General features: G+C 64.4%; 9 protein-coding genes. 6 read left to right on the top strand and 3 right to left on the bottom strand.

The genetic code is table 11. From position 1 onward, the window contains the following. Positions 1-247: 247 nt before the first annotated feature. Together AC1D09_RS05570 and AC1D09_RS05565 are read right to left on the bottom strand one after the other, a co-directional pair. Positions 248-625 (bottom strand): hypothetical protein, encoded by a 378-nt coding sequence (locus AC1D09_RS05570; RefSeq protein WP_477660798.1) that lies wholly within the window; start codon positions 623-625, stop codon positions 248-250. Further along, positions 604-13830, bottom strand: coding sequence for a LysM peptidoglycan-binding domain-containing protein (locus tag AC1D09_RS05565; protein ID WP_477700969.1), 13227 nt, complete (start codon positions 13828-13830; stop codon positions 604-606). Before AC1D09_RS05565 ends, AC1D09_RS05570 begins: the two co-directional genes overlap by 22 nt. Before the next feature lie 395 nt (positions 13831-14225). Here AC1D09_RS05565 and AC1D09_RS05560 point away from each other — a divergent pair, with 395 nt between their 5' ends. From AC1D09_RS05560 to AC1D09_RS05535, 6 genes are all read left to right on the top strand, one after another. Further along, the gene (locus tag AC1D09_RS05560; RefSeq protein ID WP_477660796.1) at positions 14226-15347 is read left to right on the top strand and encodes a hypothetical protein; all 1122 of its coding nucleotides are present in this window, start codon (positions 14226-14228) and stop codon (positions 15345-15347) included. After that, on the top strand, positions 15344-17653 hold the full coding sequence (locus AC1D09_RS05555; protein WP_477660795.1) for a YcaO-like family protein: 2310 nt from the start codon (positions 15344-15346) through the stop codon (positions 17651-17653). Before AC1D09_RS05560 ends, AC1D09_RS05555 begins: the two co-directional genes overlap by 4 nt. A 29-nt stretch (positions 17654-17682) precedes the next feature. Then, positions 17683-17874, top strand: coding sequence for a hypothetical protein (locus AC1D09_RS05550; RefSeq protein WP_477660794.1), 192 nt, complete (start codon positions 17683-17685; stop codon positions 17872-17874). Between the two features lie 68 nt (positions 17875-17942). Continuing rightward, the gene (locus AC1D09_RS05545; protein WP_477660793.1) at positions 17943-18572 is read left to right on the top strand and encodes a 2OG-Fe(II) oxygenase; all 630 of its coding nucleotides are present in this window, start codon (positions 17943-17945) and stop codon (positions 18570-18572) included. Then, complete coding sequence (locus AC1D09_RS05540) at positions 18556-19140, top strand: hypothetical protein (RefSeq protein WP_477660792.1); 585 nt, start codon at positions 18556-18558, stop codon at positions 19138-19140. The genes AC1D09_RS05545 and AC1D09_RS05540 overlap by 17 nt, the downstream gene beginning before the upstream one ends. Before the next feature lie 29 nt (positions 19141-19169). After that, complete coding sequence (locus AC1D09_RS05535; protein WP_477660791.1) at positions 19170-19589, top strand: hypothetical protein; 420 nt, start codon at positions 19170-19172, stop codon at positions 19587-19589. Positions 19590-19617: 28 nt separating this feature from the next. On the opposite strand, the gene AC1D09_RS05530 is transcribed toward AC1D09_RS05535, so the two are convergent. Next, positions 19618-20793 (bottom strand): hypothetical protein, encoded by a 1176-nt coding sequence (locus tag AC1D09_RS05530; protein ID WP_477660790.1) that lies wholly within the window; start codon positions 20791-20793, stop codon positions 19618-19620. Between the last annotated feature and the right edge of the window lie 41 nt (positions 20794-20834).

Genomic DNA, 20834 nt, shown 5'->3' with positions numbered 1-20834 from the left:
GCAGCAATACAACAAATGCAAGCCGCACGAATACGCTGCAATCCTTGCCCGGCTCAAGACCTTACTGCCTAGCTCTGGACCACGCGGTGCTTGTCCAGTTGGCCGGCCCACAGCCAAGTCTACCGGCGCTTTGACGATGAGGAATACCTAAAGGAACGACGCCGCTACCACTTGGTGCTCAGCTGCGGCCATACTTACAAGAGCTTTACCTGAAATGTTGAGATGGCCTCCGTTCCAGCAACAAAGGCTATGAGGTTTTGTCAAATTGATAAAAAATTTTATTTGGCCAATCGTCACGATATGCAGCCAGAATATTTTCATGCGGCGCACCTGTTGCGATCGCGGCGGGATTTCTAGCCAATTCCGCTTTCAAGAAATCCTGTACAGAACGCCATCTAAGCACGTGCATTAAATACGCCATAGGTTCATCACTAATTTTTTTTGTGACGTATAGATCAATCAGCATTTTCTCAACTTCGGTATTGTGCGCCGATAGCTCTTGTATCAGCAGCAAGCAACGACGATAGTAAGGTTCTGCCAGATCAAATGAATACTGCGTATCAAGCACATATTCCGCCGCGAGCAACTCACGTTGAAGGGAATCTAATTTTTCACTTGTACCCACGCACCACCTCGCGGAAGAACTGGATTGGGAACCCATACCTTCGGAATAAAAGTACCGGTCGCCTTTAATCCTGCATTATTAAACGCTGCCTCAGCAACGGGAGCAATACTTGCTAGCGGCTGATAGTGCCCCGAGGCATTGTCAATCCACTTGACCGTGCCATTGTAAAGTTGGACTTCGCCGGCGGCTTGAACTGGCGCTCCGCCCGTTAGGCTAGTATGACCACTTCTGCCGACTATCAGGCTACCTTCTTCATTAACCACATAGTTAAATTTCCCACTGATTCCGCCTAACCTCTCATTAGGGACTATCTTCGGAACATCGATCATGTGCTCGGGGTACTTGTTGCCAAACAAGACCGCAGCGTCAGTATTGCTCGAATCAATGCCTACTTTCAAACGTGCCGGCGATGTTGCAGCGTTAACCTCTTGGCCAACCCGAATACCTTGAACTACCGAAACACCGAGCTTCGCCACACCATAACCGGCAGTCACAGCCTGCCCAACATCAAATCCCGCCTCAAACGTCGAGCCGATTCCGTATTTGCCACTTTCATAATCCAATTTCGGCACCCCAATTTGAGGTGTAGCAGCAATGGCTTCTTGCTGCGCATCAAATACATGAGGGCTCGTGCCGGCAGCAATGGTCATTTCGGGAGAATTGAGCATTGACTGCGCGCTAGATGTAAGAAGTCCATTGAAGCTGTTAATTATTGAATTCACACCCGCTTTTAGGGAGTCTTTAACATCAGAATACGTGAACTTCTGATCACCAAAGCTACTAGTGTCAAAGCCGCCGCCAAGTGCAGTAGCCCAATTGACGCCTTGATCGGGTGTCCCACTCGCATTCAACTGAGTAATCTCCTGGCGGCGCAGCTCATCAAATGTCAGCTTCTGGTCACCGGTATTCATCGTATCTTTCGGGTCTGCAAGTCCGGAGATCACAACGTATGTACCTTTGCCATTGGCTCGTCTTACGGCCCCGATAGATTTGGCCGTTGCCTCCCAGCTGTCGCCATACTCATCTCCATAGTCGGTAACTGTCTGCCCTAATTGCAGGCGCGTCTCCTGCGCATTGTTCAAGTACAGACCACCACTCGCCGATGCAGCCTGGAAGGGCCCACCAAGGTACTGATAACCCTCCTCGCGCCCAAAGCCGATAGCCGACTGTGCGGAATGGACGAGTTGCTCCTCCTGGCGATCAACAGCAGAGCCGCCAAGGTAGTGATAACCCTCCTCGCGCCCAAAGCCACTCACCGACTGCTCAGCCTCGAAGAGTTGCTCCTCCTGCTGACCGACAACAGGACCACTGCCCTGCCCAACATAACCCCTCAGGGACTCTCCTAGCGTATTACCAAACGCATCCATGGCAATCTGTTGCACGGTGACCCTGCCGCCACGGGCTATTGCGGTCGCGGCGCCCGAGGCCAGGCTCTTGATGGCCGACTTTGCGATGAACTCTCCCATGCCCATTCCCGGGGCCGGGCCATCGCCGGGCAGCCCCAGTGCATCCCCGACCCCCAGGCCCACGGCTGTGCCGACCGCAGCGGCGGCCACGCCTCTCCAGTCGAAGTGGTCCTGCAAGCCGGTGACGACACCAATGCCCTGCGTCAAGGCGTTGGCGGCCGCGGCCTTGACGATGGCCGTGCCTGTTTTACCCAAGGTCTCAACCACTTCCTTGGGAATAAATTCGCTCAGGCCTTCGCTGATGCCGGCGCTGACGCCAGCCAGGGCAATCCCTTCCCAGCTGATGCCGTCCTGCACGCCCAGCGCGTTTCCGGCGACCTGGCCCATGAAGGACCCCAGCATGGCGGCAGGTATGGCTGGCAGGGGCACAAAGATGGACACCACCACCGTAATGACAACCACGATGATCTGCCCAATGACACCGCAGCCATCATCATCCTGCGCCGGCGGCGGAGGCGTGGGCAGGTTGGGCGTGGTGTCGCCCACCATCGCGCTCGGGTCGTAGGGCTTGAAGGTGCTGGCGTTGTTGTTGATGGTCCCGACCCGGCTGGGGATGGTCAGGGTCTGGCCTATCCTCAGGTCGCTGTCGCCTGAGAGGCCGTTGGCCTCGGCGATGCGGTACCACAGCGAGCTGTCGCCGTAGGCGCCCCTGGCAATGCTTTGCAGGGTGTCATTGGGCGCGACGATGTAGGTGCCCGGGCTGGATTTCGGGTAGTTGCCGTTGATAGGCTGGTAGCCGAAGTTGAAGTCCACCACGTTGGCACCGCTGGCGGCGTTGCCGTAGCGGCCCAGCACCTCGCCGGCCACGATCAGCTGGCGCTGGACCTGGCCGTTCTGGGCGGTGTACAAGGCCTTGCCCGAGGCATCGTTGACGAAGCTGCGATTGGCGGCGCCGTTGGTGCTGTCGGTGACAGCCGTCAGGTAGCCGTTGGCGTCGTAGTAGCTGGTCGTCGTGCCGGGCTGAAAGTAGGTGCTGGTGCCGTTGACAGCGGCTTCCTTGTAGCCGTCAAACCGGTTCTGCGCGTAGCTGTAGTAGTTGGTGTAGGCCGTGCCCTCGTAGTTCTGCAGGGAATAGCTTTGCAGGTTGCCGGCGGCGTCGTAGCTGCTGTAGTTGATGTCGTATTTGGCGCTGTTGTCGCTTTTGAGGACGCGCTGGTACAGCATGCGGCCGTTGGCGTCGAAGCGGTTGACGCGGGTCTCGGAACCGCTGGCGCCCGATGCGCCGCCGGTCAACGCGTTGATGTAGGCGGTCGACAAGGTGCCGGCCGGACCGGTTTGCAGCACGCGGCTCGCACCGTCGTAATAGCGGTAGTCCAGCTGCACGCCGTCCTTGACCACACCGGTCAGGCGGTTCAGGCCGTCGTAGTTATAGACCTCGGTGCTGGTGCCTTGGTAGCCATAGAGATCGGTGCGGTAAACCGGGCTGTAACCGACGATGCCCCAGGTCGTGATCGGGTTGCCGGATTCGTCGTAAGTGGGCTGCCCATATTCATTGAGAACCGGAATGGCGCCGTAGACGGGGTTGTAGTGGTCCACCACCTGCACGCTGCCCACGCGGGTGCCCAGGAAGGTGTCGCTGGTGCGGTTGCCGTTGCCGTCGTAGGTGATGCGGTGGCCCACCGAACCAAGGTTGCCGGCGGCGTCCACCGCGTCGACCACGGTCTGGCGGTTCATGGCGTCGTACTGGAAGTAGCGGTCCGCGTCCGAGGCGCCGCTGCCGGTGATGACGTGGGTCTGGATACGCGTACGGTTGCCCATCTTGTCGTAGTCCAGGTTGATGAAGGCGCGGGTGTCGCCCACCCAGCGCAGCCGGCCCAGCGCATCGTAGGCCATGGAGTTGTCCTGGTAGGTGACCCCGCCCTGCACGACTTTCTCGCGCACGGAATGGCCGCCCAGGTCCCAGGCATAGGTCGTGACCTTGCCGAGCGCCGCATCAGTGTTGCGGACCAGCTGGCCCGCGGCGTCGTAGCCGTAGATCAGGTACTGGCCGCGGGTGCTGGTTTGCACCACCAGCTGGCGCGCATTGTCGTAGGCATAGCTGAACTTGGCCCCGCCCAGGTCGGTGTGGCCGTAGAGCTGGCCAAAGTAGTCGTAGCTCCAGGTGGCGCTGTTGTTGTTGGCATCCACTTCGGCGGACTTGCGCCCGCGCAGGTCGAAGGTGGCCTTGACGGTCTGGCCCAGGGGCTGGCGGGTCGCCACGACGTTGTCCAGCATGTCGTAGCTGTAGCTGAGCGTCTCGTAGTTGCCGTTGGTCGAGGTGAGCTTGCGCCCGGCCTGATCCCAGGTGTTGGTTTCCGTGATGGCGCGGCCGTTGACATAAGTCATCGAGTTGGAGGCGCCCACCGTATAGACACTCACCACCGGCCGCACCGTGCTGAGCAGCCGGTTGAGTTTGTCGTAGTTGAAGCTGGTGACAAAGCCGCGCGTGTCCTTGACCTGCACCTTGTTGCCGAAGACGTCGTAGCGGTAGCTCACCACGCCACCGTCGGCATGGGTCTCCTTGACGAGGTTGCCGGCGGCATCGAACTCCTGCAGGTTGCTGTTGCCGCGCGCGTCCGTTGTGGCCAGCTGCCGGCCCATGCGGTCGTAGTAGATGTTGGTGACCGGGCTGGCCGCGCTCTGGTTGCCGTCGGTGTCGGCCTGGCTCTGGCGCACGACCTGGTTGCCGGCGTTGTAGCTGTAAGTGGTCTTCCAGCCCAGGGCGCGCGGGTCGTTGATCTCCAGCACATTGCCCCAGCGGTCGGTCTTCTGGTTGACGACCGGCCGGCTCCACTGGCTGGTGCCAGCCGTCGCCCCGGACACGGGCACAGGCAGCCAGCCCGAACTCGTGGTGGCGCCGCCGGCCACCGTGGTCAGCACCTGGTATTCGTAGGCCGCGAGGTTGCGGCTTCCGCCGTCATAACGCAGCGCGTCGCCGAAATTGAGCAGGCTGACGGTCTCCACCGGCGTGGTGGCACCGGCCGGGCGCAGCTGCAACTGCAGCGTGGTCGATGCGTCGGCCGGCGCCGTCAGCTCTATGCTGCTGCCGCTGGTGCCGAAGCTGCCGCTGCTGCGGTCGGTGATGAGCCGCCAGTTGCCCTGGTAGTCTTTTTTGTACAGTTGCAAACGCGTCACGCTGGCGAGGCCGCCTTCGGTACCCGAGTCAATCCAGCTCATGGTCATGCCGCTGGCGGCCTGGTCCGCGGTCAGGGTGCGGGTGATGTTCCTGGCGGCCGCGGCCACCGGAACCCTGACTCCGATGACGTTGCCCGACTCGTCCGTGGCCGGGCTGTACATGCCGTTTTCGCCGAGGACCATGGTCTGGCCGAGGACGTAGGTATACGGCTGGGTCACATAGTCCATGCTGACCAGGATGTCGCCGCCGCCCAGATTGGCAAGGGACGACCAGGTCAGGTACACATTGTTGCTGCCGTTCCAGCCGGCGCTGTTGCCGTTCCAGTCGTAGGCGGGATAAGAAGCCGAGGCGATGCCGGCGTTGGCCTGGTTGGCGCGGACGGTGACGCCGCCCTGGGTCGTCAGGCGTTCGGCTTGCAGCTGCTGGGTGACGTGGCCGAGCTCGTCATACTTCACGTCGTTGCGCCGCACGTCGGCCAGGCCGGCCACCTGGTCGGCGCTCGCGTAGGCCAGCAAGTTGAGGTTGCCGCGCCCGGAGCCGGCGCTGCGGATATCCGCGGTCTGGTGCCCCTGCAGGTCATAGAGCGACACCTTGGCAATGCCGTCGCCGCTGTTGGTGCGCCAGAGATGGCCGGCGTTGTCGTAGTCAAAATACTCTTCGCGCCCGCCGTTGATGCCCTTGCGGATGACTTCGCCGAAGGCGTTGTATTCGACCGCGGTGTCGACCAGGCCGGCCTGCTGCTGGCTGACGTTGGTGATGCCGGAGCCGTTGGCCTGCGCCGGGCTGCCCTGCCACTTGATGACGAAGTTGCCGCTCGCATTCTGCTGCCACACGCGTATGGTGGACAGCTGCGAGATGCCGCCGTCGGAATAGCCGGCATTGAGCCATGAAAGCGTGACGCCGCCGCTCGCCGCCGCGGCGTTGAAATCCTGGACCACGGTGGCGGCGTGGGGCGCGCCCGGCACAAAAACAGGGACACCGTTCTCACCGGCCCCGACAAATTGGGGGACTGCAACGGTCTGGTAGTCGATCTGAACACGCACCAGGCCGCCGCTCGCATCAATCAGCGACGACCAGCCGAGGGTTGCGCTGTTGCCGGCCCCCGTGAACATATAACTGCCGCTTTCGTTGTACGCGACGTAGGAATAAGTGTCCGAGGTGAAGGTCGTGGTCAGCCCGCTCTGCAGCACCGTGGTCGAGGCCGGGTCTATGACGTGGGTCTGGCGACCCAGCTTGTCGTATTGGTAGGCGCGGAACTTGGTCCGGGTGACGCCGTCGTTGCCGGTGACGGCCTGCCATTCCTTGGCGATGTGGCCGTGCGCGTCGTAGGAGCTGTAGTGGTTGTAGCCCAGCGCGTCCGTCACCTGGGTGGCATGGCCCGCGCGGTCGTAGGCGGTCAGCGTGGTGCGGTCCGCGCCGGAGGCCGCGCCCTGCGTGAAGGCCGTGGCGGTCGCGGTCGCCGCGCCGTTGGCGAGTTGCACCTTGCTGACCACGTTGCCGTAGGCATCGCGGCGGAACAGCGTGAGCGGCGTGAGGACCACGTTGGTGCCTGGCGTGACCACGTCGATGCGCGCCGGTTCGGCCACGGCCGTCACGCGGCCCATCGCATCGTAATAGCTGTAGGTGGTGGCGCCGTTGGCGTCGGTGGTGGCCGTGGTGTTGCCGACGGCATCGTAGAGGTAGCTGGTGACCGCGTTGCCGCGCACGCCGGTGGTGCTGGCGGTGGAGACGCTGTACAGCACATTGACGCGGGTGTCCGAGACCTTGCGGTTGTTGCGGTCGAACACCGAGGTGATCTTGCGGTCGTCGTTGGCGGAAGTGACGGGCGCGGGCGCCGCGGCATGCGTGACGGCGCTGTTCCAGCCCGCGATGGCGGTGGCGTATTCGGTGTGGTCCACGATATTGCCGGCACCATCAAAAGCCTGGGTCGTCAGGTAACCCATGGCGTCGACGATGGCCGTCTGCCCTCCGCGCAAGTCGTAGAAATACTCGGTCGTGGTCCAGGTATCGGTGACGGCATTCTTGAGCAGCGCGACGCGGCTCAGGTCGCCGAAGGCGTTGTAGCTGTTGCGTGTGGTCTTGCCCGCGGTGAAGTACTGCGCGCCCGCGGCGGCCGTCGAATCGTAGGCGTAGCCCTGCGGCTCAATCACCTTGGCAACGCGGCCCAGGCGGTCGTATTCGGTCAGCAGGATGCGGTCCATGCTGTGGCTGAAGCCGGCCGCGGCCAGGGCGGTGCTGATCTGCGTGCCGCTGAGCTGCGCGGGGTTGCCGGTGAGCAGCGTGGTGGCCGAACCGTAACGCGTCAGCGTGGTGACCTCGCCCCAGGTGTTGCGCGCATAGCCGGTCACAAAGCCGAGGGCATCGACGTCATAGCGCACCCGGCCCAGCTTGTCGTAGGCCTTGTAGCTCATGGCGCCGGCGACGTCGCGGTTGGCGACGGCATTGCCGAACACGTCGTAGCTGGTGTGGCTGCTCAGCGTCTGCAGGGTTTCGGTCCGCGTGGCAAGGCCGGTGGCGCCGTTGACGGTGATGTTGTCGGCGGCGGCGTTGTAGACCGACACCGGCGGGTAGATGGTCTTGACCTGGTGGCCGACGGCGTCGTACTCGTAGCTGGTGGTGCGCTCTTCAGCGCGGCCCGAGGCTTCGGTGCGCGACAGCAGGTTGCCCAGCGAGTCGTAGCTCATGCGGGTCACGATGCTGGCATTGCCGCTGAGCGCGGGGTTGACTTCCAGCTGGCCGGTCGTGGCGTTGACCTGCAGGCCGGTCACCGCGACCAGGGGCGAGGTCTCGGTGATGAGGCGGCCGCCCGCGTCGTAGTCGTAGTTCCAGGTGGCGCCGTTCTTGTTGGTGAACGTGAGTTTTTCACCGAGGGCGTTGTAGGTGTTGGACTCGGTAAAGCCCAGGGCGTCGGTGCTGCCGGTCAGGCGGCCGGCGGCGTCATAAACAAAGCTGCTGCTGCGGTCGTTCGCGGTCGAGGTCACGATGGCGGCGGCGATCGCGCTGGCCGTGCCGGCGGTGGCCGCCGGGATGGCGGTGGCGTATTCGGTCACGCCCTTGATGGCGCCGGTGCCGTCGTACACCGTCTTGCGGACATAACCCAGGGCGTCCACGCCGTAGACCTGGCGGTTGCTGGCGTCGAACGCGCGTTTTTCCACGCGGTCGTTCGTTGCGTTGGCCACCACCAGCAGTGCGACGGCGGAGGCCGAGGCCACGGCAGGCAGGGTCGATACGTCGACCAGCGCTGCGTAGCGCCGGGTCTGCACGGCATTGCCGGCGGCGTCAAACGTGGTTTCGGTCGCGGCCCCGCCGGCGTCTATGCGGAAGACCTGGCGGTTTGCCAGGTCGTAGGCAAAGCGCTCCACGCGGTCGTTGGTGGCGTTGGCAACCAGGGAGGCCTGGATGGCGTCGGCATCGGGCGTGGTGGCGGCCACGGGCGGCGTGATGGCCGTGGCATAGGCCAGCTTTTGCGCCACATTGCCGTTGGCGTCGTAAATGTATTTCGTCACGCCACCCAGGGCGTCGACGCTAAAGGTCTGGCGGTTGGCCTTGTCGTAGGCAAACACGGTGATGCGGTCGGCGGCGGAGGCGCTGACGCTGGCCGGCGCGGCTGTGCCGGCGACGGCCGTGGCGTACTGGATGGTCTTGACGGTGTTGCCGCTGGCGTCGTAGACGAAGCGGGTGACGGCGCCGACACCGTCGGCGCGGTACACCAGCCGGTTGGCGGCGTCATACACATTGCGCACACGCGCATCGTTGCCGGATGCCACCACGGCGGCCGTAATGGCAGCAGCGGTGGCGGCGGTGGCCGGCGCAACCGGCTTGGCATAGGCCAGCCGCTCCAGCACATTGCCGTTGCCGTCAAAGGTCTGCTTGACGACGGCGCCCGTGCTGTCCAGGGAGAATATCGCGCGGCCCAGCTGGTCATAGACCGTGCGCATGCGCTGGTCGTGCGCCGCGTCGGCCACCGGCGCGGGCAGGGTTCCGGCCACCCAGGCGCTGCCGCCCGACATGGCCACGCGGTTGGCATAGGCCACACGCTCGATGACGTTGCCGGCCGCATCGTAGGTGTACTTGACCACTTCACCCAGGGCGTTGACGGTGGCGGTGAGCCGGCCGTCCTTGTCGTAGACGCGGTTTTCCACGGCGTCAAAACTCGCGGCGGCAACCACCTTGGCCTGGATCTGGGCCACGGTGGCGGCGGCCGGAAGGCCGGCCAGGTCTGCGGGCGCGAGGGCGGTGGCGTACACCGTGGTCTTGACGATCCGGCCTTGGGCGTCAAAGCCGTTCTGCCTGACGTTTCCGGACGCGTCCACGGTGTAGACCAGGCGGTCGCCGGCGTCGTAGGCATAACGCGTGAGCTTGCCGTTGGCATCGGTAGCGCTGGTGACGTTGCCGCCCTTGTCGTAGGCGTAGCTGCGCGTGAGGTTGAGCCCGGTGGGGTCGACCTGCTCCAGGGTGCGGCGGCCGAGCTTGTCGTAGGTGTAGCGGGTCACCGTGCCGCGCGGGTCGGTGACCGTCAGGGTCTTGCCGCGGCCGTCGTAGCTGTAGGCGGTGACGAGGTTCAGGCCGGCCGGGTCTATGGCCTGCTGGGTCAGCTGGCCCTTGAGGTCGAAGCTGAACTGGCTCACGTGGCCGGCGGGGTCGGTGACGGTGACCTGCTGGCCCTTGGCGTCGTAGCCGTAGGTGGTCGTGAGGTTCAACCCTGCCGGGTCCACGGTGCGAGTCAGGACACGGCCGGCCGCGTCATAGGCCAGCACCACCTGGTTGCCGTTGGCGTCCGTCGTGCTCGCCAGCCGGTTGTTCCGGTCATAGCTTTGGCTCGTGGTGGTCAGCGCCGTCGTGGTGCTGAGCAGGTTGCCGTTGAGGTCGTAGGCAAAGCTGGTGGTGTTGCCCAGCCCGTCGGTGACGCTCTGGGTCTGGCCCAGGCGGGTCTGCACCGTGGTGACGCTGATGCTCTCGGGCGTGGTCACCGTGATGCTTCTGAGCGCCTTGTTGTAGCTGTAGCTGGTGACCTTGCCGAGGCCGTCGGTCTGCGTGAGCACCCTGTCGAAGGCGTCGTAGCTGCTGCCGCGGCTGACGTTGAGCGGGTCCAGGCTGGTGATGACGCGGCCCAGCCGGTCGAAGCTGCGGCTGCTGACGTGGTTGTTGGCGTCGGTGCTGCTCGTGAGACGGCCGAAGGCGTCGTACACGGCGGAGCTGATGGCGTTGATGCCGCTGGCATCGAGCACGGTCCCGGTTGCCAGGCCGCGGCGGTCCACCGTGGTGGTCTTTGTCAGGGTCTGCGAAGCGCCCAGGTCCTGCACGCGGCTGACTTCGTCCCCGAAGGCGTTGTAGCCCAGGGCGGTGACATTGCCCAGCGCGTCGGTGCTGCTGGCCAGGCCGCCGTAGCTGTTGTAGGTGTAGCTGACCTTGCTGTCGAGCAGCACGTTGGCCGTGATGGCCGAGGTCAGCGCGGTGTTGACCAGCCCGCCGGCCAGCCCGGCCAGGCTGATGCGCGTGCCGTAGGTCACGGTGGAGGACAGCTGCCCCAGGGCGTTGTACTGGCTCTCGCGCACTTCGCCCAGGGCGTTGACGGTATGTGTCAGGTGCCCGTCGGCGTCGTAGAAGAACAGCGTCTTGTTGCCGTAACCGTCGGTGGTGCTGGTGCGCCGGCCCGCGGCGTCATAGCTGTGGGCCAGGCCGTACTGGCTCCAGACCAGGTCGATCTGGGCCTGCGTGAGGCCGCCGGTCAGCAGCGCGCTGCCGACGCCGGTGAGCTCACCGACCAGCCGGCCCTGCAGGTCGTATTTCGCGGTCAGCGTGCGGGCCTCCGACGTGCCGGCCGCGGAGACTTTTTGCGTCAGATTGCCGGCGGTGTCGTAAGTGAATTGGGTGACGGTCCCGGCAGCGTCGGTCGAGGTGGCGACACGGTTGAGCAGATCGTAGGTCGCGCTGCTGCTGCGATCTTCCGCGCTGGCGGCCGGGCGCAGGTCCGCGACCGTCGTGCTGGCGCTGAAGGCGGCCAGGGCGCCGGCACTGACCGCCGTGGCGTAGCGCACGCTCTGCGTGAGGTTGCCGTTGGCGTCGTAAACCTTTTCGGTCAGGTAGCCTTCGGCGTCGACCTCGGCCGCCACCTGCCCCTTGGCGTTGAGTACCAGGCGCGTGGTGATGTCCTTGGCATCCGTGGCCGGCAGCAGCTGGGCCAGCGTGCCGCTGGCGCGCTGGGCCTGGGCGGTCGCGGTGGCGTAGGCGGTGCGGCCGACCAGCCGGCCCGCGCTGTCATATTTGAACTCCGTGAGGTAACCCTCGGCATCCAGGCTTGCGCGCAGCAGGCCGTCGTCGTCGTAAAAACTTCTCTGCACCCGGTCGGCGCCCGCATTCGGGGTGGGGACGACACTGCCGGAGGCCGGGGCGGCGCCCAGGGCCGCGGTGGAAACCAGGTTGGCGTAACGCGTGACCGAAACAAGGCGGTTGGCCCCGTCGTATTTCATCTCGGCGACCGCGCCCTGCCCGTCAACCGTTTTCACCAGGCGGCCGGCGCTGTCGTAGATGCGCCAGGACTTGATGTCCGAGGCACCGGTGGCGGGGCGAACGCTGGCCAGGGCCGGGTTCAGCGGCTGGCCCGCGCCGTCGACCAGGCTCGCCACGTTCACCGCGGCCGCGTAGGCGATGCTCTGGGTGACGTGGTTGTTCGCGTCGTAGACGTATTCGGTCAGGCTTCCATTGCCGTCGATGTCGGCCGTCTTGCGGCCGGCGTCGTCATACAGCATCCAGGCCCGCACGCCCGTCGGGTCCTGCGTCATCGTGAGGCGGTTGTCGGCGTCGTAGAAATACAGCGTGGTGCCCAGGTTGGCCGTCTGCGCGCTGCTCTGCGTCACGCTGACGAGGCGGCCCGCGGCGTCGTACACGCGGCTGGTCGACAGGCCGTTGGCAAAACTGACGGTGGTCTTGTTGCCCGCGTCGTCGTAGCTGGTCAGCGTGGTCTGCAGCAGCGCGTTCTGGACCGACAGCACGCGGCCCAGGCCGTCGTAGGTGTACAGGTTGACACCCGAGGTTCCCGAGATGGTCTTGAGCAGCAGGCCGGCCTGGTCGTAGATGTATTGCGTCGTCGACTGGCTGCCGTCGGAAACGCCGTTGCCCGAGGCGTCGACCTTGGCGAACACCGTGACCGACTGCAGCTGGCCGCGCGCGTCCAGCACCCGGTCGGAGCGCGTGCTCAGGGCCAGGTTTTGCGAACCGGCCCAAGTCGCCATGGCCGCTTCCGTGGGAACCGCCGTGGCGCCCAGGGCGGCCACGTTGTAGGCCGCCGCGCCGTACTGGATGCTGCTGACCTGTTCGCCCCAGGCGTTGTAGCGGAACTCCGTCACCCGGCCCGCGGGGCTCAGCACAAACCGCAGCAGGTTTTTGTTGGCCGCGTCGTATACATAACGTGTCGTGAGCGGCGAGGACGGCTGGCCGGCGCCCGCGCCATCCGGGTCGGCCACGGTGTAGCTCGACTCCGTCAGCAGCTGGTTGCGGGCATCGTAAGTGCGCGTGATGGTGTTGCCGGCCGCATCGCGCTGCAGCACCTGGTTGCCGTTGGCGTCGTACTGCATGACCAGCGCCCGGCCCAGCGCATCGGTGACCTGGATAAGGTCGCCGGTGGCGTTGTAGGCGAAGTTGCTGACCTGCGACACGCCGCCCACCGCCGGCGCCGTGACCTTGGTGAGCTGGCCCGCGGCGTCGTACTCGTAGCGGGTGACCAGGCCCAGCGGGTCGGTCACCGTCGTGCGCTGGCTGGCGGTGTCGTAGCTGTAGCTGGTCGTATGGTTCAACCCGTCCGTGACGGTGGCAACACGGTAGTCGGCACCCACTTGCACATAGGTGAAGGCCAGGCTGGTGCCGTCGCTCTGCGTGACGGAGGCCACGCGCGTGCTGGCGCCGTCATAGGTGTAGCTCGTCTGGTAGACACGGTTGTCCGCCGTGCTGCCGTCTTCCGGGCTCAGGTCCACCGTCACCGACGACAGGCGGTTGCTGGTGTCGTAGGTGTAGGCCACGCGCGTGAGCGTCGTGCTGTCGGCCCTGACGGTGCGCACCCTGGAGACATTGCTGCCCACGTAGTCGAGGTAGGTCACATCCCCGCTGGCGCTGGTCATGCTGGAGAGGAAACCCGAGGCGTTGTAGGCATAGCTGGCCGTCGTGCCGCGGGCATCGGCGGTGCTGGTCAGCCGCCCGGTGGCGGCCTCATACGTCTCGGTGAGCCCGCTGTCGCCGTCGGTCCAGACATAGTCGCTGCCGACCGCCTTGAGGGTGTCGTAGGCGCCGGCGCCGTCGGTGCTGACATAGGCGAGCCGGGCCGCGTCCCAGGTGTAGATGGATTCGCTTCCGTCGCGGGCGGTCCGGGTGAGGGTGCTGCCGGCGGCGTTCAGCGTGCCCGTCAGCTTGACCTGCTGGGCATAAGCCCCCATGGACCAGTTGTCGGCGTTGTCGTCGTTGAGTTTGCCCTGGCTGTTGTAGGTGCGCAGCGCCGTGAGGTTGACGCCGTGGGCGACCAGGTAGTCGTCGCGGTCCTGCAGCACCAGGTTGCCGTTGGCGACATTGACAAAGGCCTGCTCGCCGTTGCGCCCCTGCCCGGCCGTGCCCAGCAAGCCGTTTCGCCCCAACACGGCCAAAGAAGTTGAACCCAAGCCCAGGCTATTGCCGCTGACGATTCCTACCATGTTGCTTCATCCCGATGTTGGTCGTCGCTGCGGCGGGATCGCTCCCGTTCGGCCAACCTTTTGACCAAACTCCTCAGCGGTACTACCAATACATCCGGCGTTTTTCCGATTTGTTTAGCGGCCCGGCCGGAAGGGGTGGGCGAAAGCCCGGAACAGGCAAAAAAAGCCGGCAAGGGCAAAAGACCTTGCCGGCGCCTCAGCCCGCGCTAAACAAACCGGAAAACCGGCGGATATATTGGTTGTGGGCATATCGGCCCCAAGCAAACGCTGCGGCCGGATGCCCGAGGGCAGCCGGGAGAAGCCGGTTTCGCCATTCCTGAAACCTCCATCCGAGTCACCGCATGTTTATCGTCATCACGCTAAATCACGTCAGGGCCGTCAAGGCATGGGCGGAAAAGCATGGCGGAAGCGCCAACCTGGACCTGGTCAGTTTTGAACTCGAGGTCAAGGCCAAAAACCGTTTCTACAAGCTGATGCCGCAATTCAAGGGCCTCATCAACGGAAAAATGGTGCACATCCCGGGGTTTTCCAAAGATTCCAGAGGCTTCATCGGCTGGCTGCCCTATCGGCCGCTGCGCTGGCCGCTTGCCGTGGACAAGCTGGCCTTCAAATCGCGCATGCGGGCGCAAGGCGTGCTCACGCCTGAATGGTGGCTGCCCGGTGAACCAAATCCCGGCCATGACTACATCTTCAAAAAGTCCGTCGGCTCTTTTGGCTACGAGATTCGCGGGCCGTTCCGCCAGGGCTCGCCCACACCCATGGCCCCTGGCGACGGCTTCTTCACCCAAGCCGGCGAGGGCGTGGTCTTCGCGGAGAGATTTATCCCCGGCCGCATCGTCAAAGCCTGGTTCTGGGGTGATTCGCCGTTTCACCTGCAATTGCACGACTTTCCCGCGGTGGTCGGCGACGGCCAGCGGACCATCGCGCAACTTCTGCAGGAACTGTTCAAGGACGCGGGCCTGCAAATGGACAACTACGCGGAGATGTCTTTTGTGACGTCCACGCTGGCATTCCAGCAACTCGGCATGGACGACGTTCTGGCACCCCAGAGGCGCGCCTGGGTCGACTTCCGCTACGGCCGCGAATTCTCGCCCGAAAACAGGAACGCGGCGAACGACAACAAGCTGGATACCGTGGCCCCCCACACTTTGGGCCAGCTCCACAAGCTCGGCTGGCACTTGGGGGAATACCTGAAAACGGAATTTCCGGCGCCCGTCCAATATTCGGTGGACGGCGTGCTGGACGAGGACGGCAACATCTGGTGGCTGGAGATGAATTCCAACCCCATCTTCCCGCCAACCGGCTACGGCATGATGCTCGACACCCTCTTTGGCGTGGCGCCCCCGAGGGCGGACGCGACCCCGCGAGACGCCGCCGGGAACGCCGCGGCATCGGCGCAATCCGGGCCCGAAACGGCAGTCCGCAACAAGGCCGCGCCGGCCTTGCCGGAGATGTCCGTATGAGAAAAACCGCGGCCGCGAAAGCCTCTTACCTGCCGGCGTCCGGCAAGAGCAGCCTTCCCGGGGCCATACTCGCGGCGCGCGGGGATGCCGCGCGTATCTGTCCCATGTTCGCCGGCCCCTGCCTGATCAGCGGCGACAAGATCCTGGTCCGGGCGGTTGATGAAGAGATCGAGGTGCGCGCACCGCGCCGCCTGCTCGAAATCGTGTTCCTGCTCTGCGACGGCAGCAAAACCAGGCCGCAGGTACTCGAAGAGTATTCAGCGCGAAGCGCCAGGCCCCTGCCCGTCGAGGAGTTCTCGGAATTCCTGGACTTCCTGTTCGGCGAAAGAGTGCTCATCGACGCCGTCCTGGCCTGCGCCAATGCGAACAGCTATGCCTTTCAGCGCAGCCCCGTGGGCCTAGGCGCCGACCCCAAGCTCACCAACACGATTGCCGAGCGCTTTTCGGCCGCGGATAAAGGAGCCGGAAATCGGGGCCCTGTTTTCAAAATTCCGTCCGCGCCCCTGGAGCCGTTTTTCCAGTCGCGCGAAAGCTGCTATACCTTTGACGACCAGAAGCCCCCCTCGGCGCCGGCGGTCCACAAGCTCCTGTGGTCGATAGCGGGTGTCGTGCAGGCAACCCATCCGCGCTTCATCCGGCACCAGGTCCCCCAGCGTACGCTGGCCTCGGCCGGGGCCATGCACCTGCTGGAGGTTTATGTCGCCCTGCAGCGCACGGTAGGAGACATTGCTCCCGGCATCTATCGCGTCGAATATCCGGCGGAAAAATCAATCCGCTTGCGGCCCGTCAACCAATTGCACGGGCTGCTGCCGCGCGCGTTCAGCAAGCCATGGCAGATCAAATACGCGACCGGGGCCCTCTTTGTCGTGGCCGATCCCGCCGTGGCGGCACTGCGCTACCGCAACAGGTCACTGCAGTATTTGTTCATGGAAGCCGGCGCGGCGCTTCACAATGCGGGGCTTTCGGCGCCCGGCCTGGGCCTTGGTTTCGCCACTTTGGGCAGTTACTACGAGGACGTGGTGGCCAGGTTCTGCGAACTCGATTCGCAACTCATTCTGGGCGCCGCGGTGTTCGGCAACAAGCCCACCCCGGCGCAGGTGGCGCAATACCGCAGCGGCGCGGATTTCGACTTCGCCTGGGTGCAAAACCATTCCACGCTCTATTCGCTGCCCTTTTACATGGGACGCGCCGAGCTCAAGAACTCCCTGCACGAACTGCCCCCCACATGGGGGCGGGATCGCGATCCATGGCTCGCCGCCCTCAAGGCGCAAGCCGAAGCCGTCGAGCGCCTGGGCTACTACGAGCCGAAAAACATCCAGAAGGCCAGGATAGGCGACCTGCCGGGCGCGATAGCCCCCACGGAGTTCGTTCGCTACCACCCGGCGCAGTATGCCGACCCCGACTTCCCCTATCGCCCGTTCGACGACAAGGCCAACTACCTCTGGACCCGCGGCATCGACCTGATCGAAGGGCGCGAAGTTCATGTGCTCGCGGACCTGGTCTACATGCGCAGCGGGCTGGAAAAGCACGGCCATACGCCTTCAGCTCTGGTGACACAGATGACCTCGTCAGGGTGCGCGGCGGGTGCCGGCATCGATGACGCGGTCTACCGCGGCCTGCTCGAACTCATAGAGCGCGACGCGTTTATCGGCCATTGGTTAAGCCAGACCTGCGGCGATCCCCTCGCGCCGCACACGGTGCCGCAAGCCGTTGCGCAACGAATCCGCAGCCTCGAGGCGGCCGGCTGCAAAGTCAGCCTTCAGCGGCTGCACTCGCTCTGGGCGCCGGTCGCGCTGGTCGCCGCGCAGCACGAGGAGCGCCACTTCACGACGATGGCGACGGCAGCCGGCGCGGACTTCACGGCGGCTGCATTGGCCGCGCTCGATGAGCTGGAGGGCCGGGTGTTTTCGCACCTGAACGGCAACCCCTCCCCCATCGACAGCGTGGCGCAAGTGGCATTGGCCGGCCACCATTTCCACATCTACGGCTTCAGGAAGCATTTTCGCAAGGCCGACAAGGTGCTGTTTCCCGCGCCGTCAGCAGCCCGGCTCGAGGCCTGGCCGGAAGCTGAACCCATCGAGAGCCTGGCTCCGCTGCTGGACAAATTCGCCGAGGCGGACTTGCGGCCCATCGCTGTCGACATCACGCCGAAAAACTGCGCCATTGAACAGGGCCGGCTACCCCTGTCCGTCGCAAAAGTGCTTGTCCCCGGATTGTTGCCGATGTATTTCGGCTATCAACGAGAACCTTTGGGAATGGTTACTCGGGTCCTTTCAGGATCAAAATTCCCGCATCCCTTTCCTTAACTCCAGGAGCTTTTATGCAAAAGAAGGCATTGAACACCAAACATGAATCTACGGCGAAAAGGCAGCAAGCGGCTGGCGGCGCCCAGGCGGACTTCCAGGCCAAAAGCGACCTGCGCTGGGGCGCGGTGCATAAGGCCCGCATGCCGAGGCCTCTCGGGGTTCCGCTGAGCAGCGGCGGCGGCGGCGACGACGGCGGCGGCGGCGGCATCGACCGCCTTTAATTGTCTGATGGCCGCAAGCGGGGTTCGGCGGCCCTGGCCCCGAACCCCGCTTGTTTTTCATCCCGCATATGAACAGCTCTCAAATTCCTTGCTGCGAAATTTCCGACGACCTGCTGGACCCGGATCTCGCCGCCAGACTGATCGAAACGGTCCAGTGGGTTCCCGTCTATTTCATCAATCGCCGTGAACGTTTCAATTCGGACCACCTTGACTGCCATTGGTACTATCCATTGGTCTTCACACCAAGCCCGGCTGACGACCTCGGCCCGGTTCAGCTCGCGTTCGATGACCTGGACCCGAGCCTCGATGCCATCAAACAATGCTGGGATGTGATTCGCCGCTCCCATGACGTCCCGGTCGAGCTGTACGACTGCACGCTGTCCAGCAATTCCTTCGGCACCGAAGGCCGGGCGCACTACGATCTTGGCCCGAACGAGCGGGCCATGCGCCATCGCCATGTGACGGCGCTGGTGTACTGTGCGAAGGAATGGCATATCAACTGGGGCGGGGAAACCATCGTCTTCGACGAAAACGAGCATGTCATAGGCGCGGCGCTTCCCAAACCCGGCCGCGTTGTCAAGATTCTGGGAGACCCCATGCATGTCGGCCGCGGCGTCTCGCGCATCTGCCCGTCAGACCGGCGCGTGCTCGCCTTCAAATACCTGCTACCGGAGCATACCGATGGACCATCCTCCTGAAAACGACCGGGCAGCCTCCTTGCTGGCCGAGGGCCTGGCGGCAAGCCGGGCCGGGGCATCCGCGCAGGCCTTCGAGCTGTTCCGGCGCAGTGCCGAGGCCGACCCTCGCGCCGCGGAACCGCATTTGCTGATGGCTGCGCAACACGCGGCGCAAGGCCATTTCGAAGAAGCGGAAGCGGCCTTCGCAAATGCCATCCTGCTGGCACCCGGGTTGCATATCGCGCGCTACCAGCTTGGACTGCTCCAAATGAGCGGCGGCCGGATGGCGCTCGCCGCGCTGAGCTGGCAACCGCTTCTGCAGCTGCCCGAAGGCAATGCGCTGCTTCATTTCGTGCGCGGCTATATGGCCTTGGCCAACGACGAGTTCGCACAGGCGCTGCTTCACTTCGAGTCGGGCCTGCGGCTCAACACCAGCAATCCGGCGCTGTCGGCGGATATTGGCAAGGTCATGGCCCGTATCCGTGAACTCCCGGCTGGGGCTACACCGCACAACGACCCGTCGCCGGATCCGGATAGGGGCGATGTCCAGCACGTGCTGCTGTCGAACTACCAATCGACCGAGAAATAAATGGCACAGTTCATCGAGAGCACTGCAGCATGACGGCCATCGAGCGTTCCTCGCAATTGCTGGCCTTCCTGCGCTCGCGCGTTGCGCAGGCCCAGCCAGTCGACGCCGCTGCGCCCCATAAACCCGCCAGCCAGCCCGCGGCCTCGCCGGGATCGCCCGGCGCGGCGTTGCCGCAGGCGCTCGAGCTTCTGCAGGCGAAGATCAAACAACAGCTGCTGCAGGAGCTGCGCAAGCTCGACAAGGCCGACTCGCAGCTTTCCGCGAAAGCGTTCCGGCTCTTCATGGGCGCCGTGCTCAAGCAGCAATTCCCGGCGCTGGCCGGGCAGGATGCCGAACTGTCGCGCCTGGTGGAACAGGTCACCGCGCAGATGGAATCGGACTCCGAACTGGGACTGGCTATGGAAGACGCCGCCGCACACCTGGTAAGAAACGCCAACACGGCGATTTGACCCGCATGCGGCGACCTGGCGCGGCGGCTTAGAGCAGGCCGTCCGTCATCTCCGTGAGGTTCTGGCCCTTCGCGCTGTCGCGGCTGCTCAAAAGCCTGTGTGCCAACTTGCGGATAGCCTCGGCGTCATTCACACCTCCGTCGAGGATGGCCTGGGCATAACGCCCCGACATATTGGTGCGGTCTATCCGCAGTGCTATCTCCGCATGTTCGCGGGCCAGGTCGGTCCGCTGCTTGAGCGCCATCACCACGGCCAGGCCGCCATGGCTTTCGGCGAAATTCCGGTCCATGGCAAGCGCGGTTGCGAAGCTCTTCTCCGCGGCATCCATATCGCGCATCAGCAGTTCGGCCCAACCCTGGCCGTGCCAGGTGCCGATATGTCCGGGCATGGCCTCGAGCGCCCTCGCGAAGTCGCGCCGGGCCAGATCCAGTTTTCCGTCCAGCATCAGCGCGAACGCGCGCGCCGACCAGGCCCGGCCGTCTTGTGGATTCAGCGCGAGGGCGCGATCAGACCACTCCACCGCCAGGTCGGCCCGCCTTTGCGCCAGCGACAGCGTGGCCTGCGTGACGAAGGCCTCGATAGGCGCTGGGGGGTGGCCCGCCGGGTTCGCGTCGTTCAAGGCCATTGCAACCCAGCGACGCGCCGAAGCGAGATCGGAGGCGTCGATGGCGATCAAGCTGGCGACGCCTGCCGCGCCCGGATCAAGAAGCTGCCTGCCGTCGGCTTGTTTTGCCCACACGCAGGCGCGCTCCAGGTCGCCGGCGCGGTGCAAGGCGCGAAGCCACAACAGCTGCAGCGCCCGCTCCGCCGCGTCCGGCGCTGGGGCCTGCGCGTCGCCGGGCTGCTCCATGTGCGGCGCAAGCCGCTCAACGCAGGCGGCGAACAAGCCTTCGCGCAGATCAATAAAAGCCAGGTTGTGCAACACCACGGCCATGAAGCCTGGCGGCGCGCCGGCAATGCCCGCCAGCAGATCCAGCTGTTCGCGCGCGCGATCGTAGCGGCCCTGGGCCAGCCAGAAATCGCCTTCCTTTAACGCCCATGCCGGGTAGGTTCCCGCAAGCGCCTGGCCATGCCGAAGATGGAACTCGGCGCGCTCCCATTCAGCGCATTGCAGCGCCACATCGAACACCTCCCCGAGCAGCGACAGGTTGTTGGGGTCGGTTTCGAGGTATTTTTCGAGCTGCCGCAAACGGTCCTGGTTCATCGGTTACTTTCAATTGAATAAGTGGAAACACACATGGATTG

The sequence above is a fragment of the Polaromonas sp. P1_A2 genome, assembly GCF_056406895.1.
This window is presented reverse-complemented; position numbering and strand designations above follow the sequence as displayed.

What these genes read in the sequence shown, in the direction of transcription:
- AC1D09_RS05560 (WP_477660796.1), top strand. Translation starts at nt 14,226, where the DNA reads ATGTTTATCGTCATCACGCTAAATCACGTCAGGGCCGTCAAGGCATGG.
- AC1D09_RS05555 (WP_477660795.1), top strand. Translation starts at nt 15,344, where the DNA reads ATGAGAAAAACCGCGGCCGCGAAAGCCTCTTACCTGCCGGCGTCCGGC.
- AC1D09_RS05545 (WP_477660793.1), top strand. Translation starts at nt 17,943, where the DNA reads ATGAACAGCTCTCAAATTCCTTGCTGCGAAATTTCCGACGACCTGCTG.
- AC1D09_RS05540 (WP_477660792.1), top strand. Translation starts at nt 18,556, where the DNA reads ATGGACCATCCTCCTGAAAACGACCGGGCAGCCTCCTTGCTGGCCGAG.
- AC1D09_RS05535 (WP_477660791.1), top strand. Translation starts at nt 19,170, where the DNA reads ATGACGGCCATCGAGCGTTCCTCGCAATTGCTGGCCTTCCTGCGCTCG.
- AC1D09_RS05530 (WP_477660790.1), bottom strand. Translation starts at nt 20,793, where the DNA reads ATGAACCAGGACCGTTTGCGGCAGCTCGAAAAATACCTCGAAACCGAC.